The 17737-nt window shown below is 54.8% G+C and carries 2 protein-coding genes; both read right to left on the reverse strand.

Annotation, left to right across the window (positions count from 1 at the left end):
• Positions 1–25 precede the first annotated feature (25 nt).
• Complete coding sequence (locus ACVIHF_RS00760; protein WP_456791452.1) at positions 26–12649, reverse strand: amino acid adenylation domain-containing protein; 12624 nt, start codon at positions 12647–12649, stop codon at positions 26–28.
• A 702-nt stretch (positions 12650–13351) separates the two neighbouring features.
• A complete protein-coding gene (locus ACVIHF_RS00765; protein ID WP_456791453.1) occupies positions 13352–17737 on the reverse strand; it encodes a MupA/Atu3671 family FMN-dependent luciferase-like monooxygenase in 4386 nt (1461 codons plus the stop codon).

A 17737-nucleotide genomic window follows, 5' to 3' on the forward strand; every position in this document is an offset into this window, starting at 1 on the left:
CCGACACGATGTCACCATCCAGCCCTCAAACAGCAGCCTGCTCGATACCGGCTAGCTCGCCACGTAACAGCCGATCGCTCGGCGAAATTACGTCCATCAGCTCCGCCTCCGGATTTGACATGATACGTCGAAGTCCGTCGACATAGTCGGTCATCATCGCCTCAGCTGTGGTACCAAAAAACAACTCGGCGCTGTACTCCAAGCGACAATCGATCTCACTAGCGCCGCTTACCAGATGCAGAGTTAGCTCGTACGGCGATACACCGCGCTGGAAATCGAGAAGCTCGATCTCCAGGTCCGGCAACTCCAATAGGCGATGACGTTTCAGATAGTTAAACACAACTTGGAAGACCGGCTGCCTGTCTGGAAGCCTCTGTTCTGTCACCGCCTCGACAACGCTGTCGAAGGGTAGCTCCGCGTGCGCCTGCGCCGCCAAGACTTTTCGCTTCACCTGATGGAGAAGCTCGCCACACGTCAGCGTCTCCCCCAGCGCGATGCGAATTGACAGCGGATTAATAAAATAGCCGACGATATTATCGAGCTCGTCGCTGCCTCGCACGCTGTACGGCACGCCGGTGACGATATCCGCCTGCCCGCTGTGCCGATACAACAGTACAACGAAAGCTGCCAGCAGTACCATAGCCTCCGTCAATCCTTCATTTTGGGCAAACATCCTAATCAAGGCCGTCGTCGAGCCATCAATGAAACTCCTAACATGCGCGCCTGCATGATTCAGGCGATCAGGTTGCTTTCGGTCGGCAAAGAGATCGATGTACTCCCAACCCTTGAGCTCTCTCAGCCAGTACGCGCGCTGTTTCGCTAGCCGCTGCTGCGCAGTCTCGCTGCGCTGCGCCGCAGCGAAGTCTGCATACTGAAAACGCAAGGTCGGCAGGCTCGGTGAGCGCTTGTCGCGCAAAGCACTATAGACTACGGCCAACTCGCGCAGAAAAATGTCCATCGATACGGCATCTGTTATGATGTGATTCATCGATAAGATTAAGACGTGCTCGGTTGCTGCAGCCCTTAGAAGCACGGCTCGTAGTAGAGGCGCCTGCCGTAGATCGAAGGAGAAATTCACCTGCTCCAACCACGTCTTTTCGACCTCTGACGCCTGCTCTAGTTTGCTTAGCTGCGACAGGTCGCGCGATATCATCGACCAAGCGACACGCGTCACAAGATTTGCAACGGGCGCCTTGTCGGCTCGAACAAACGATGTGCGAAACGCCTCATGTCGGTCGATCAGAAGGCGGAAACTCTCTTGTAGGGCATCGACATTCAGCGCCCCTCGAATTCGCAGCCCTCCAGCAGTGTTTAGGATGGCTGCTTGATGTGGGGACTGATTGATGCGCCACAACCTTTCTTGCGCCAACGACAGCGGAATATTCCCGTTCCTTGGTATCGATCTAAGTTCTAAACCGCGGCTTGCTTCTTGATCCGCCTGTTGACGCTCCAAAGCAGTGGACAGTCCGAGAACTGTCGGATGTTCGAAGAGTTCACTAAGGGGAAGCTGTACACGGAGACGCTCCCTAAGAGCGTTAACGACCTTTACGGCAAGCAGCGAGTGCCCCCCGAGAGAGAAGAACGTCGCGTTCACATCAACCTGAGGGACCTTTAGAACTTCGCAGAAGACGTCGTGCACTGTTCGCTGCAATGCAGATTGGGGACGGGCTTCCGTCGATGCAATATCATTTCGCCACGACGAAAGCCGACCCATAGACCGGCTCAATGCTTGGCGATCCAACTTCCCTCCCAGCGTCGCGGGTAGCCGAGACGTATAACCCAGCAGGGATGGCTGCATATAGCTTGGAAGAGATCGCTCCAAGTATTCAGCGAACTCGGCAGTATTAAGATCCTCAGGACTGCACGCGATGAAAATTCCCAGCTCGCTTCTTTCGTGGTCGTAGCACGCCGCGCAAGGCCGATCGCGCAAATAGGTGGCGGCCACCCGCTCGATTTCTTCGAGTTCGACTCGATAACCCCTGACTTTAATCTGATTATCGACACGGCCAATGAACTCGAGCTCACCATTCGTTCGACGCCGGACTCGATCTCCAGTTCGGTATACAAATCCTCGAACCGCATGACGAATAAAAGCAGCCGATGTAGCTTCTTCGTCCTCAAGATATCCGCTACACACTCCAACGCCGCCAATGTGCAATTCACCCACAACGTTGTCTGGCACGCGGCGACCGTCCTCGTCGCAGACCACCCCGTCCATGTTGGGGAGCGGCAGACCGATAGGCACAGAAGCAGCGGAGTATGCACGGCTTGGATCGAATTCATGGATGAAGGGCCCGCAGGTCGTTTCTGACGGACCGTAAGAATTGATAATTCGTAGTCCTGCTGAGAGTTCGTGCACTCGTTGGGCTAACGACGTTGTAAGCTGCTCGCCCGCGAGCATGAGGCAGGACGTCGGCAGAACGTCCGCTGAAACCTCAGCCTCCAGTAGCATCGCCAGGTGCGACGGTACTACCTTGAAAAACTCAGGCTGCGTGTGCCGCATGTATGCCGCCATAGCATTCGGATCGAGTGCGGTGTGAGCGGGTACAATGTTAAGGCAGCGGCCGGTCGTTAATGCACCAAATGTGCAAGTATGCCCCAAGTCCGCGGCCAAAGTTGACGCCAGAGCCATCGAAGCTCCATCCGGCAACCCGAGCCGCGGCATCACGCCATCGACGTAGTTTAGAAGCTGCGCATGACTAATTGCGACGCCCTTTGGGTTTCCTGTGGAGCCAGACGTGAATACGACATAAGCTGTTGCGTCAGCGGTCAGGCGGGGCAGATGCACCTTGTCATTGGCTGTCGTTGCGCCACGTTCCACATCCTCAAGTGCAACCGTGCGAACCGGGACATCGACCAAGCTGGAGATTATGCGACTGTCCCCGACGAGTAAGGCGGCACGCGATCTCTTCAATTGATCCAAAACTCTGACGGGTGGGCATTTGGCATCGAGCGGCAGATAGGCACATCCGAGCTTCATTGCAGCGAGTATAGTAGCGACGAAGTCGACTGGGTTCTCCATACAAATCGCGACAATGTCGCCGTCCGTCACGGCTAAGCGCGCCAATGCACCGGCAATAGCATCCACGCGCCGGTTCAATTGAGAATATTTCCAACGGGTGGCACCGGTCAAAACCGCTATACGTTCAGGGTACTTGCGTGCGCACGACTCGAACCGGCTATAGACGTTATCAACGACCGTCTCGGTATCAGTCGCCGGGTCGGCACTGGCCGGGCTTTTGACCGAGACAAGTGGAATCTGGGCCACGGGCGCATCATCCGATGTATGAGGCCAGTGGTTTATGAGAGCAAGCCAGGCCTCGACGAACTGCTCGAGGCTCTCGCGGCGCAAAATATCCTTATTCGATATGAACGATCCGCGTAACGCCTTACCGTCCTCATATATGTCTAGTTTGAGGTCGAACTTCGCATTCACCACCTCCAGATCGAATGGCTCGACCTCTAGACCGGGCAGGGACAACGTCTCCTGCGGCACATGCAATATGAACATCGCTTGCCAAAGCGGATCAATACCGGCGTCGCGATTACCGGCACACACTTCAACGACCTTTTCAAAAGGCACTTCCTGATTTGCAAACGCATCGACGCAGACTTGCTTCATTCGCGAGAGCATCTGCCCAAGCGTAGGCGCGCCAGCGAAGTCCGCGCGCAATGTCAAAGCGTTAACAAAGCAGCCAACTACGTCCATGAATTCTGGACGATCCCTTCCGGCGACGATGGTTCCAATGCCGAAGTCTTCTTGACCAGAGAACCTTGCTAGCAGCGTTGCATAGACTGTGATCAAGCTGACGAATAGAGACACTCCGTGCCTGGCGGAGGCTTTACGCAAAAGCGCAGTCGTCTCCTCATCAATCGCAAAGTCGATTTTGTCCCCGTTGTAGCTACGAGTTCGCGGACGCGGCGAATCCAGCGGCAGCTTGAGGATCGGCATTCCTCTCAGCGTCCGCTCCCAATGGGAAAGCGACTCTTGATGGGCATTTTCCCCAAAATACTTCCGTTGCCAGGTCGCGTAGTCGCAATACTGTAACGGCAGGACAGTGAGTGTTGGTTGCTCATTTCGAGCATACTTGGTGTAAACGTGAACCAAGTCTTTCACTAGTATTCCAACTGACCACCCGTCCGCGATGATATGATGGATCACCGCCAATAGAATATGCTCATTCGATTGCACCTTTATAAGGTGAACCTTTATTGGCGGGCTCTTTGTTAAGTCGAACTTTTGTCGGACGGCAGACCTTACGAACTCACGAAGATGCAAGGAGCGCTGCGTTGCTTCGACATGCGAAAGATCGGTAATACTGAGGTCCACTCGCGCGGCCAATAGAATTTTCTGATAGACATCATCGCCATCGACTACGAACAGAGTACGAAACGCTTCATGTCGTTGAAACACGTAGCTGAGCGAGTCACGAAGCAGTGTAGGATCGATGTGGCCTTTGAGTCTTACGCCTCCCGCCTCGTTGTAAGCGACGATATCCGGCGCTTTGTGTTGCATGTACCAGATCCGCTCCTGCCCAAATGAAAGCGGCATCAGCGATTCACGTGAGACCAACTGAATATCTCCGCCGCGGGAGCTCATGCTACCGGCCTTCGTTGCGACAGCGCGGGTCCTGATGAGCGCAACGATGTGGTCGATAGTTGGGTTACGATAAACCTCGCCTATCGAAATTCGAAAACCAAAGCGAGCCTGAAGTGCTGTAAGCGCTCGAACCAAGTCTATTGAGTTTGCTCCAACCTCTAGAAGATTATCGCGCGCTGCAAGATTAGCTACGCCGATTGCCTGGGAGACGAGGTGAGTAACCTCTTGTGAGAACGAATCGATCGAAGGCAGCCCGCTCACAGATCGAGCGTCTCTCTCCATATCGATCACGGGCAACGCTCGACGGTCCACTTTTCCGTTTGCAGTAAGTGGCACGCTCTCAATCCATATCAATACGTCCGGCACCATGTACGCCGGCAGTAGCGCCCTGAGCCCTTCCAGTATCTTCGCTTTATCGGTCATTTTTGACGGAGTAGTAAGGTAACCGGCTAGCGCCGTCTTACCATTGTACTCCGCCAAGTTTACGACGGCCGCCGCAGCACCTGAGACGCTTACGATGGCTGCTTCGATCTCTCCGAGCTCCACGCGGTATCCGCGGATCTTCACCTGGTTGTCTTGACGACCGAGAAACTCGATGCTCCCGTCCGGCATGAATCTCCCAAGGTCACCGGTTGCGTAGAGACGAGCTCCAGTGCTTGGGTGTTCAGTAAAACTGGCTGCGGTGCGCTGTGGATCCTTCCAATACCCGTCCGCCAGCCCGACTCCGCCGATGTAGATGTTTCCTTGCTGTCCAATAAGGCCGGGCTGAAGAGCTTCATCAAGCACGAAGATACTTTGGTTCGCTAATGCCTTGCCGTATGGGATGCTCGCCCATCTTGGATCTACTTCTTCGATTTCGTGAAAATTAGACCAAATTGACGCTTCTGTGGCTCCGCCCAGGCCGATAACTCTCGTTCGTTGGCCGTACTGGCGCCGGATACGTTCCGCAAGATTGAGCGGGATCCAGTCGCCACTGATGAGCGCCAACCGAAGTGTATCAAAGTCGCCTCTGCCAACGCCTGTGCGCTCGCTAAAGTCGACCATCAAATGCATCAGGGCTGGTACGGAGTTCCATACGGTTACGCTGTGCGTTTTCATCATGGACATCCAATGCCCTGGGTCCATGAGCCCTTGAGCGTCTGGCAGCACGAGCTTGGCTCCCGCCGACAGAGCACCAAAGATGTCGTACACTGATAGGTCGAACGTCAGTGATGACAATCCAAATAGAGCGTCGTCGCAGTTCACTCCGAACCGTCGATTGATGTCGTCTATAGTGTTAAGCGCCGCACCATGGCTAATCGCTACGCCTTTTGGCTCCCCCGTTGAGCCCGATGTGAAGATGACATAGGCCAAATTCGTTGAACCGTTCAGCGTTTCGTGCGCATGAACCAGAGTACCGGCCTCGGACAGGTTTAGTAACTCTTCCGTCACCGCGAGAGCGGGGATCATAACATCACCGATCCCCATATCAGTTGCGGTCTTCAGCACACAGCTCGCGCCGGAGATCTCTAGCATTTTACGTGCGCGTTTCACGGGAGCAGCGGCGTCTATCGGAACGTATGCGGCGCCCGCTCGCAGTACCGCGAGTGCTGCAACAACCTGCTCCCATCCCTTCTCCATCGCTATTGCAACGAGACCTCCAGAACCGATCCCGATTGCCTGTAGCCTGCGACTCAAGATGCGCGAGGCGTACTCAAGCACGCCGTAGGAAATGGTATGGCTGGAGGTGACAACCGCTTCCCGATCGGGCCTAGAGGCTGCCCACTGTAGGAAACGCGAGTGCAAACACTCTTTTGGCGGCGACGAAGGCAAACAAGTGCCCCTTAGCAAATTATCGCGCTGTCTTATGCATGAGAGGGCCTCAAACGGCTTGGCCTTGGACCACGATCCTTCGTCCGCGGCGAGTGATCGAACATACTCGAGATATGCGCTAAAGATCGTCTCAATCATCCCGATTGGGAACAACTCCTCGACGAAGTCCCAATTAAAGCCAATCCGCTTCTCGTCCCAAAATACCTGGTGATCGAGCCACACTTGGGGCGTCTGGGTGATCATATATTCGATGGCACCGAATTCACCCAAAATGCCCTGCGCATTTGTGGTCATCGGTAATGTGCTCGTAAACACCACGGGCAACGGAGCCGATGTTTTATTCGCACGCTTCGCAGCTATCTCTCTCAGCACACGCGTGCCAACAATTGAGTTGTCCAGGTCACTCCACAGTTGCGCCTGAACTTCGGATGCATGGTCGCTAAAAGTGCGGTCACCTCTCGGAGCAATCTGCGTTGGCGTCAACGTGGTGAAGTCACCTACGAGCTTATCGACGTCCGGGTGAAGCGGAAGACGATTGAAGGTGGTCAAGTTCAGGCAGAACGACTCACTTTTACACCAAAGCTGAAGGACTTCTGCAAAAGCCGTTAGAAAGCCGGCCGACAGCGTAAGATTCCGGCGACCGCACCATTCCTGCCAGTTCTCGGTCTCCTTCTCCGTCAACGACTCGGTCAGTCGAGTGAACTTCGGAGCGCCAATATTTTGCGGATCTTTGGCGAGCGGCAATTGTGGAGCGGTTGGTAAATTCGGAAGACGATTGCTCCAGTATTCCCAGGCCTTTGCATACTGCTGGCCGCGTCGGAAAGCGTCAAGCGTCGACAGGTAGTCCTTGAAGGACAAACCAATAGTCGGCAATTTCGCTTCGGGCGTGGCATAGAGCGTCACAAGCTCCCGCGCAAAAATTAGCAGACTGGCTGCATCTGCGATGATCACGTCAAAGCCAAAATGCAGAATACCGCGCGATGCGCTGCAAATACTCAAGCGAACATCAAAAAGGGGCCATTTCCCCGTATCAAAGACATGATGTGACATTTCCCTTCGCACCGCGCCGAGTGCGCTCTCAACTTGCGAAGGTGACATCCACCGAAGATCTCTTTCGGACACTCGGAACGGGGGAACGTCACGGAGCACCTGCTGTTGGCCTGTCTCAAGAACGACAGCACGCAACATGTCGTGCCGTTCTACTATTTGAGCAATGGCGCGCGATAGGCGCCCTACGTCTAGTTGCCCGACAGCTAACTCCAGGTACACATGGGCACTCGTATTGCCCAGTTCGAACGCACTATCCCGACCGATCCAATAGATTTGTTGAATTTCGTTGAGCGCAAACGGTTCAAAGCGCTTTCCTGGCTCATGGATTATGCTCGGCCAAGCTTGACCTGTTTCCGCGGCACTTTCCCGATCGGTGGATCGAGTACACTCGGTCAAATGTGCGGCCAGAGAGGTTATAGTCGGCGTCGCGAAAAGCTGCCTCAGCGGCACCTTTACACCAAACTGCTTGCTCACCTCGGCGACGAGCCTGCTCGCTAGGAGCGAATTGCCCCCTCGTTCGAAAAAATTGTCCTCAGCCGCGAGGTCCGTCGCCCCTAAAATGCTCTCCCAAGTGTCGCGCAGGGTTCGTAAGATAGCGGCATCGGGACCAATGCCCGTTTGCATCTCGTCCCGGCTCTGAGCAGCTTCGCTGCGTACGATCTCAATTGCAGGCGCGCTAGCCGCATCCAGGAGAACCGTATCCGTACCATACACATGCTGTGCGATGGTCTGTTTGGATTTGTTTAACCCGACGAATAGCGTCGGCGCGGAGCCGCAAAGAGCTTCTTCGAGCGAAACCAGCGCCTCAGCAGCGCCTAGGACATCAAATCCCTTACCTTCAATCAGTGACAGTTGATCTGCAGTGAACCCCTTCGCCGATCCGATGCCGTGCCATGGCGTCCATGCCAAACACCGAACATCAAGGCTCCCATGTTGCGACCGCTTTCGGGCATATTCTGCCTGGAACCCGCAAACCGCAGAGTAGACCGCTGCATCAAGGCCTCCAAAGTAACTGTTAACTGAGGAGAAAAGCACCAATAGCGCCTGCGGATTCTTCGAGCGCAAGAATTGCGCAATGGTCACAGTTCCCAGCACCTTCGAAGCATACGCTCCTTGAGCCGCGTCCCATGATTCCTCCTGAAATGACTTTTGCTCGAATACGCTAGCAAGGTGAAACGCACCGTCTAACGAGGCAATTCCTGCCTGCTTTGCACTTTCTAAGGCGCTTTCCAGCGACGCGCGGTTACCGACATCGGCCGCGGCGTAACAAGCGCGAACGCCGATGCGCTTTAGCCACTCCAGTTCCGTGGTGATGGCCGCGTTCAAAGGCCGCCGCCCCACAAAAACAACGTTGATGCGATAAGATTGTGCGAGATGCCGAGCAAGGACTCGCGCAATACCTGAGCATCCGCCCGTTATTAGATAGTTTCCTCCGGTTCGAAGAGGCGTTGTCGCACTCTCCATGTCGAGGTCAACTGGCTTCAAGAGCGGGACGAGCCGCTGCCGCCCACGGTAGACGACGAGCTCGTCCTTGCTAAGTGCATAAGCCTCTGCGATGCTCAACTTTGCAGCATCATCGACTGTCGTCCCGCGAACCTCGACCGATCTGACTTGCAACCAGCCGAGTTCAGCCGTGAGGGTCCGAAGGAAACCTGACATCCACTCGGTATGCGACTCAAATTGAGTGCCCCTATCGTCAGTTGGAACGTGGGAGCAAATTATCAAAGTCGCAATGCTTTGAAAAAGCTCACGGCCCGACCGACTGGAAAGCGCTTGAAACAATGATAGGAGAGTCGAGAACACTTCTGCAAAATTCGCAGATAGGTTCGCTTCATGCTCCTTGCTACAAAATGCCTGCGTCGGCGCCACGAAATAGACTGTTGAATACTTGCGTCCGGTCGCACTTAATTCGACCAACTGCGATTCGAAGTCGTGAATTGACAGCGATTTTGGCCGATCCGGAATCTCGACAAACGATACATCCGCGTTTGTATATCTTAAGCTCTCGATAAGCTGGTGACAGAGCAGCCCCTGAGGTCCAACAACAAGGGCGTTAACGGATTGCATTTCAAAGGGCAATGACGTGCGCTGCTTGGGTACAAGTACAGGTGCATAGACATCGCGCGCCGACGCAGCCGCTTTCTCCGCGCTCTGTAATTCTTCTTGCGCATTTGCAAACGTGCTCACGTCTAGCGAACTGCGCAGCCTCTCTCGCTGAACCTTGCCACTGGTCGTCTTCGGAAAGTCTTGTTCTCTAAGCGCTACAACACGACAAGCATTCAGATGATACCGTTTCGCAAGGAGTCGCTGGACGTCCGCCCGCCCCCTTCTTTCGTCCTCCTCGCGCGGCCCTTCCGGCACGAAGAATACAGCCACCCCCTCTGTACCGCGAACCGAATCCGTTGCGGCCGTGCAACAGACAAAGCCAGCCTTCACCGACTCCAGTTTACCGACCGCTTCCTCCATCTCATAACAATGATAGTGCACGCCGCGTATGATGATGATTTCTTTCTGTCTTCCCGTGATCACCAACTCACCGCGCCCCACGTAACCGAGGTCACCGGTGCGAAACCAACCATCAGGGGTGAAAGCCGACCGGTCGACCGCTCCGTTACTCCAATAGCCTGGAACAACGACCTCCCCTGACACCTGAACCTGCCCAACCGACCATTCAGGCACAATTTCATCTGCGTCGTTTGCGATTCTCACACTGACCCCCGGAATTGGGGATCCAACCGGTACGAAGGTGGCCGTACTCTCGGAGCGACTAACGAGCTCAAGGTGCGATCGCGAACTACGCTCGTTCACGAAATGCACATTCTCGCAATCGCTTCCATAGGTGATGGCTGTGCTTAGCTCTGCCATCCCATATGCTGGCCGGATTGCCGCCGCTGTAACCCCGAAACGGCCAGCAGACGCAATGAAATCTTCGATAGTCGAGTGTGTTGCCTGCTCCCCGGCATTCACAAAATGCCGCACGGACCTAAGATCCCAAGTCCGATCCAGGCTATTCTTCAAGTGCTCTGCTAATAATCGGTATCCGAAATTTGGTGACCAAGTATGCGTCACCTTAAATCGCTCAATATAATCGCACCAAGCCAGAGGCTCTGCGGTGATTCTGGCCGTATCGACGTGTATCTGTACACAACCGTTGTAGAGGTCCTTCAGGTGACACATCAATAGTGGCGCCACATGATCCAGTGGCAGCCAATTTAGCGTAACATCGTCAGGTCCATATTTATTGAACACCGTTGTTGATTGGATGTGGCAGATGATATTCTGGTGTGTTTCGATAACGCATTTTGGTGTTCCAGTGCTACCCGAAGTCAATTGTACGAATGCGACATCTGTGGGCGCCAGTTGTGGAAGGCTTGGATCATCCAGATCTGCCCTTACTTCTGCGTTATGCATCCGGTTCTGAAGTTTGTTTTCACCGAGTAAGGTCGCGAGCTTCGGAGCTAAGCTGGTCGATGCGACGACAGCGGCGCCGGGAAATAAGCGGCAAACGCTCATTAACTTTTCGCTACCACGACTATTGCCGCTGTAGGTCGCCGATACATCAACCACAATCGGGCGAATTCCGCTTAGTATGCATCCCCACCAATTGATAAAGAATACGCGCTGATCCTCGATCTGAAATATAGCGACATCGCCTTTGTTAAGGCCCAATGATTGCAATAAAGCTGCCTTCCCTTTTGCCTCCGAATACAGTTGCGAATAACTAAGGAAGCTTGCATCACCGTCAGCATCAATGAGCCAAAGCCCTCGATGATCTGGAAGCTTCGACGCAACCCGCAGAGCCTCCACCAAAGTCGTTGGCATTCTACGATCAAGCTCGAACGGCTCCCCGGTCAGCAAGGATGGTTTGCGCGCTGTTTTAGCCTCAGTAGGTCTGTCGACGGCGAGCGAGGGTATCGTTTCAGATGCTGGCGCTAATGGTGCCCTGTCTGCCTCCAAGAGACAAAGCTCATCGAGCTTACCGGTGGAATCGTGGACAAACCGCTCAACAAAGCAGACTGAAACAGAATGCTGCCTGAAGAGAAGGCGAGCGAGTGCGCGTTGGAAGCGTTTAGTATCGATGCGATCATCGGCCGGCACGACGAAAAGAACGGGATCGTGGTTTGGTCTGCTTTTCACCACGGCCGCATCACGCACCTCCGGCATGGAGAGAGCGCCCCGTAGTAAGGACGAAGCTGTTAAGCCATCGGCGAACGTTTGATTCGCAAGGTCCTCTTTCAACACTGCTACCGAACCGTCTTTCAAGCGCTTACCTCGCATTGAAAGGCTAATCGGCGGCGATCCAGGATTAAAGGCGTGCAATTCTCCGACAGCGCCTACCCATGCTTCGGCGCCATTTCGGCGTAGCACCTGATATGGCTGGTTGCCTCTTGGAATACGAACGTACTTCTCATCTGGAGCCTCCTCCCAGCGACTGAACTGCGTCTGTCCGTCGCCGTTGACACCAGCGAATGCGATACACGCCTTTCGCAAGTGTGTGAAAGCTTCACGCGGCGCTACGGCCAACGCTCTCCAATTGGAAAGCACTTGAGCCACGCCAGGCATGAGCGAAGCGGCTTTCAATAGATCTCGGAGCGTCGGAACGCACAGAATTCGCTCCTCTACATTTGCGCCCAATGATGCGGCGCGAGCCCCATCAATATCGTCGACAACCGTCAAAGTGCCTCCGTTCCGGATGGTTGCCAAAAGACACTTTATCAAGAACGGATCATCCAGTGTGCCGACGAAGAGAATCTCGGATCCGCGATGCAGCTGCAAGATTTCGGCAAGCTGGTCACTTAGCTGGCACACAGTGTCCGACGTATATCCATTCACCCAGGACCGCAGAACGCAGTTACGCGCCTCGCCTTCCGCGAGATTGGTAATGCGAACCTCTATGTTAGCGTAAAAGCAGGCGACAATTTCGAGGAGAGTTTCGATCTCGGCGCATGCGCCAACACTTATCGCACGCACATCGTGGTTCACCTCGTTGAGGTGAGCGGTTCGTTGACGAGCGTCACGCCGGAGATCGGCATACGATATCTGACGCTTCGAGCCAGACGACACCAAACGTAATGCGATGGCTTCCGGCACCTGTTGCGCACAACAATCGAGCCAGCCTTTAAGATCGCCGCGACCACTTTGTTCTGTAGCAGCCGCAGGTCGGAGAACATCTACCAATTTGTTCATCTCACAAATCTCCGTACCATTCTTTCTTGCGTTAGCGTCGATCGTCGACCGCCCATAACTCGGCGTTATCACGCGAATCGTCCCTTACCTTGGCGTCATAGAGGCCATTGACAGAAAGACCGAAGAGCATCCTCGCGGCTTCTGCCGAAATCTGTCCCACTTTCTAGTCTTGAGAGCTCATTCCTCTGCACGACGTCCCACACCTGACTTGCCGGCTCACGAACTTTGACTCGAGCAACACGCAGATGTCGCGCGCGCTCATTGACGATTTCTGAGACACACGCTCGCAAGAGCCGCACCTTTTGCCTGATCCGCCTTCTGATCGGACAAAGCTCTGTTGCTTGGATAGAACGCAAAGCTCGCCAAACCGGGCATGCTCGACAAGCCAACATTGGCGAGCCTGACCCTCCCCATCGCGTAAGACAATATTGCACGCAAGATCTCGCGCGCTTCGGGGATCGACGCCGATGCAAGCGATCGAACTCCCAGTTGGCGCCAATAGAAGGAAAGACCAACCGATCTGATGTTACCCATGCGGACGATGCAGCGAACCCAGTCTAGATCGATCCCTTGCTGCAAGTCGTATCGCCGCCCGAAGGTCTCCCTGCAGAGGGCTCGCATCTCTCCATCATCAGCGCAAAAGGTCTCACAACCACCGAGCAGCCTGTATCGCGGCATCGCCTGCACCTTACAGGTCTAGCATCATGACAAGGAGCCGCGAGCGGCCCGCCCTGCCAGCTCGTGGAAGCACTGGACCATGCTGGCTGCCGTCTCCTGGGCGAACAATCTCTTGTCGAACTCGATATAGCCGGACGTCCCTTCCTCACTCAAGGTAACCGACGCAGTGATATCTACAACGCTATGCTTTGGAGTATAGTGCACCGGACTGACGTCTAGTCCGCGCAGTCGAAGATTGTCGTTGAGGACGATTTGAGGCGCGAACAAAACTTGGTACAGAGGATTCCGGTCTGCATTACGCGTAACCGCCACAGCGGATACAATCTTCTCAAATGGTGCGTGCGAGTGCTCCATGCCATTGACGACTTTGGCATGAAGTTGGCTCAGAAATGCCGTCAGGTCCACATCGTCAGGTATCCGCATTTTGATCGGCATTGTGTTCGCAAACAGACCAATTGTATTTCGAAAGCGTGAGTCATCCCGGTTTGCCACGGGCATCCCCACAACAATATCGCTACTGTCAGAAAACTCGTGCAGCATAAGCATGAATAGAGCGAGAAGAAGAGTGTATCCCGTAGTCCCGCGATCACGGGCCAGTTGCGAGAGAGCTGCGCAATCTAGACTCGATAGAGCCAAGGGAATGCGGTGCACGCCAACCGCGCGACTGTGGCCGAGGTGATAATCGGTCGGAACACAGAACTCTCCCGCGCCCGCAAGCTCATGCTTCCAATACTCTAGTCCTGCGGCGATTTTTTCGGCGGTACCATTATCAAGTTGCGCTGTAGCGAACTCGCGGTACTGAGCCTTTGCATTCGGCAATGTCAGCGGTGCACGAAATGCATGATGAGCATAAAGAGCCTCGAACTCGGCAAGCAATATTCCGTTCGACCATCCGTCAGCGATAATGTGGTGCATCTCAAGAGCGACATAGCGTTCTTCGGGATTACACCTATAGACATGAATTCTCATTAGAGGTGCACGACCCAGATCAAACGGTTTGCTGAGCTGCGCATCGATCAGATCCTCGATCGCCGCCTTGTCCATACGCGCGCACTCGATCTGGATGATTTCAAACGGGATCTCTGGTTCAATACACTGGTAGGGGATACCGTCATCGTTCCCGAAGGACGTCCGCAGCGCTTCATGTCGGGCCACAATCGCCCGAGCTGCAGACGTTAAGGCGGATACATCCAGCTGTCCTCTAACATGGAACACCGCCGACATGTTGTAGGCCGTCCCGGAAGGATCCATCTGGTTCAGAACCCACATGCGCTCCTGCGAAGACGACAATGGCAGGACAGTTCTCTCCGCTGGAGCGGCGTTGAGAGCTGCTTGATCCGGCTCTTGTGAGATCGTCCGATCGCCTTCTGTTGCGATTCGTTTTACGATATCGCGTAGTGAAGTACCCGCGCCCATCAGCAGCTTGAGCGGCAAGCTGCAGCCAAACGCGCCCATTATCCGCCGTCTAAGTTCCAAGATTTCGAGAGAATCCAGGCCAAGGCCAGCGAGTGTCTTATCGTAATCCAGATCGCCAATAGCCTGCCGTCCCTCAGACAACGTACCGAGCAGCCAGCGTTCGACGTCCCCTTCCCCAGGCAAGGTTAGTTGGGCCATTGCTCTCGGCGCTTCGAGAGATTTGTGCTCTGCGGCAACAACTCTTCTCAGAAGTCCTCTTGCTGTCGCATCTGGAAACAGCACCCCAAAATCGCGCCAGTTAACCGGGGTGACGGAGGCAACTGCAATCGGCGATCCCACCAAATCGCCAAACGCGCTAATCCCGGTCGACGGCGAAATTGCCCAGTCAAGCGGCAGTAGCCCCGATCCACCGCGGGCCTCCGCGGCCGCTCTCATTCCTATCCCTGTCCAATCACCCCACGCGATACTGAGTGAAGCAAGTCCAGCCTGGCGACGGTGTCGAGAAAGCGCGTCGAGAAATCCATTGGCGACCGAGTACGGAAGCAAATTCTTCCCAAGCGCCCCCAGCAGGCCCGCCCACGAAGAGAACAGAGTGAAAAAATCAAGCGTGGTATCAAGAAACAATCGATGGAGATTCAGGGCCCCGCGGATCTTCGGATCCATCACAGCCCTGGATCGCTCCAAGCTGATCTCCTCGAAGGGCCCGAAATCAGGAGCAACTCCCGCCGCATGCAACACACCTGCAACTCGCGGGACACCCTGGCGATACAACTCGTTGATCTTGGTCGACACCTCCGCGAAATCTGTCACGTCCACTCGCACCGCGTGCACGACCGCTCCGCTCGCCTCAAGCTTCAGCAGCTGGCGGATGCAATCTGCATGAGGGGTTTTTCGCTTTACTTCGTCGGGCCAGGCTTGCCTCGGCGGTAACTCGCGGCGATGGCACAGGATCAACGTCTTGGCACCCTGTTCGACGAGCCGAGCTGCGAAGAGCAATCCCAGCGCCCCGAGTCCGCCGGAAATGAGATAGCTGGCGCCTGGTCTTACAACGACATTTCTCTTGGGCTGCTCTCGCAGACGCCGCGACTGCTCGACTAACACCGGTGCGAATATTTGTTCTCCCCGGAGCGCGACCTGTCTCGGAGCGTTCGCAGTGGTTTCCCTCATTACCAGGGCAGCAAGCTTTGCTGCCACCCCCGGCATTGCAATATTTTGGCCGAAATCGATTACTCTCGTCTCAGGTGAGTTAGCTTCGTATTCGAGAACCCGACCAATACCGAGTGCGAGCGAGTTGTAGACATTAATCGATTGATCCACGTCAGGGATATTTACGGCGTTTTCCGTAGCGATATGTAACGTGTGCGCCTTTCGCTTATTAAATACGGAACAGACCTTAGCGATCAATATTGAACAGTCGTAGCAAAGATCTATTGCTAGCCGCGAAGCCGCCTCATCTATTCCGACCGCCGGTCCCACGCCCAACGGTATGAGGTTCAGCACGCGGATCGTTTCACGCTCGTGTCGATCGAAAACGAGGCCGAGGACCCAGTTGTAATGATCTTCTCGCGTGCGATCGATCACGAAGTCGTCGTTCGTCTGCCTGAATTCCGTTCCAAATTGAACGACGTAAACCGTACCGCCTCCCTCACGTAACTTTTGAGCCACCGCGTCAGCTAAGGGTCGATCGACCGCGAACAATATGGCCACGTCATCGCATCGCGCGTGCCGAACCTCCAATAACGGAGAGGCAACCGGAAGCCACTCGACATCAAAATAGATTCCAGCGCGCGGGCCCCCGCTTATGGATGGAGAGTCGTTTACCTTCGCGAGCGGACGTCCATCGACCGCTTCAACTAAGGCATGCGGCTCTTCGCCGGTATTAGTTGAGTCGCTTTCAAGCCGATTGTACGGGGTTTGGACCGCGATCCCGGGTTCACACGTTGCACCCCCGTCAAGGCGACCCTGCAGCAAAGAAATACGCAGCAGGCCTTCTTTGACCAGGTCACTGCTAGGACCAAAGTCCAGAAGACAGGCAATCTCGTCAACGCCAGCGGACTCCAGTCTTCGAACAAATGCCTGGCAACTATCTAGAGTGCCAATCAGGGAACGGCTTGCGTAAAACCGATCGAAAAGAATCTCCGCGAATTCGTCAACGCTTGCGTGGATAGTCTCGCGAGCATTTACACCACGCGCGATCCCGCGGCTTTCAGCAAGCTTCCCGAAAAGATCAATATTAGATTTGAGAAATTCACAATACGGGCCTTTCGCAGCGGAAATCGCTGCGGCTTCGCTTTCCGCAATATACGTATGCAACATAACAGTGACGGTGCCCCCCTTAGGGTCCAGTCCGGCACTGCGGCGCGCGTCCCGATAAAGCGCTATCCTTTCACCAAGTTGATCGATATCGACGTCAAGCATATGCGTAAGCAGATTGACTCCTGCCGCTCCAGCACGTTGGAACGTTGAGGGCGAGCGACCGACCGCAATCCACATTGGCGGCATCGATTGTACAGGCGGTGGGTACACGTTCACTTTGGTGGCACTGCCTAAGCCATTGATGACGGCGGCTGCACCCGTCGCCCAGATCTGCCGAACAGTTTCAAGCGATGTAAACAAGAGATCGGCACGTCCAGCAAACCGATCGCGCTTGAACGCAAAGTCGTCCGGATTCCATCCAGATGCGAACCCAAGGCCAACTCGTCCATTCGAAAGATTGTCTATCGCGGAGAACGTCTCGACCACGTGTGCCGGGTCGTGAAGAGGAAGCACGATCGACCCTGTCCTCAAAGAAACACGCTTGGTGATTGCAGCAAGCGAAGCTAGCACGACAGACGGATTGGAAAACAATCCACCAAGGCGCGAGAAGTGGCGCTCAGGAAGCCATACCGCGGCGAGCCCATTGTCGTCGGCATAGCGTGCACAATGGTGCACTAGCTCGTATCGGTCCACGGCGGTATCTGCATTGCCGCCAAAAAACATCAATCCAAATTTCAC

The sequence above is a fragment of the Bradyrhizobium sp. USDA 4506 genome (genome assembly GCF_054058795.1).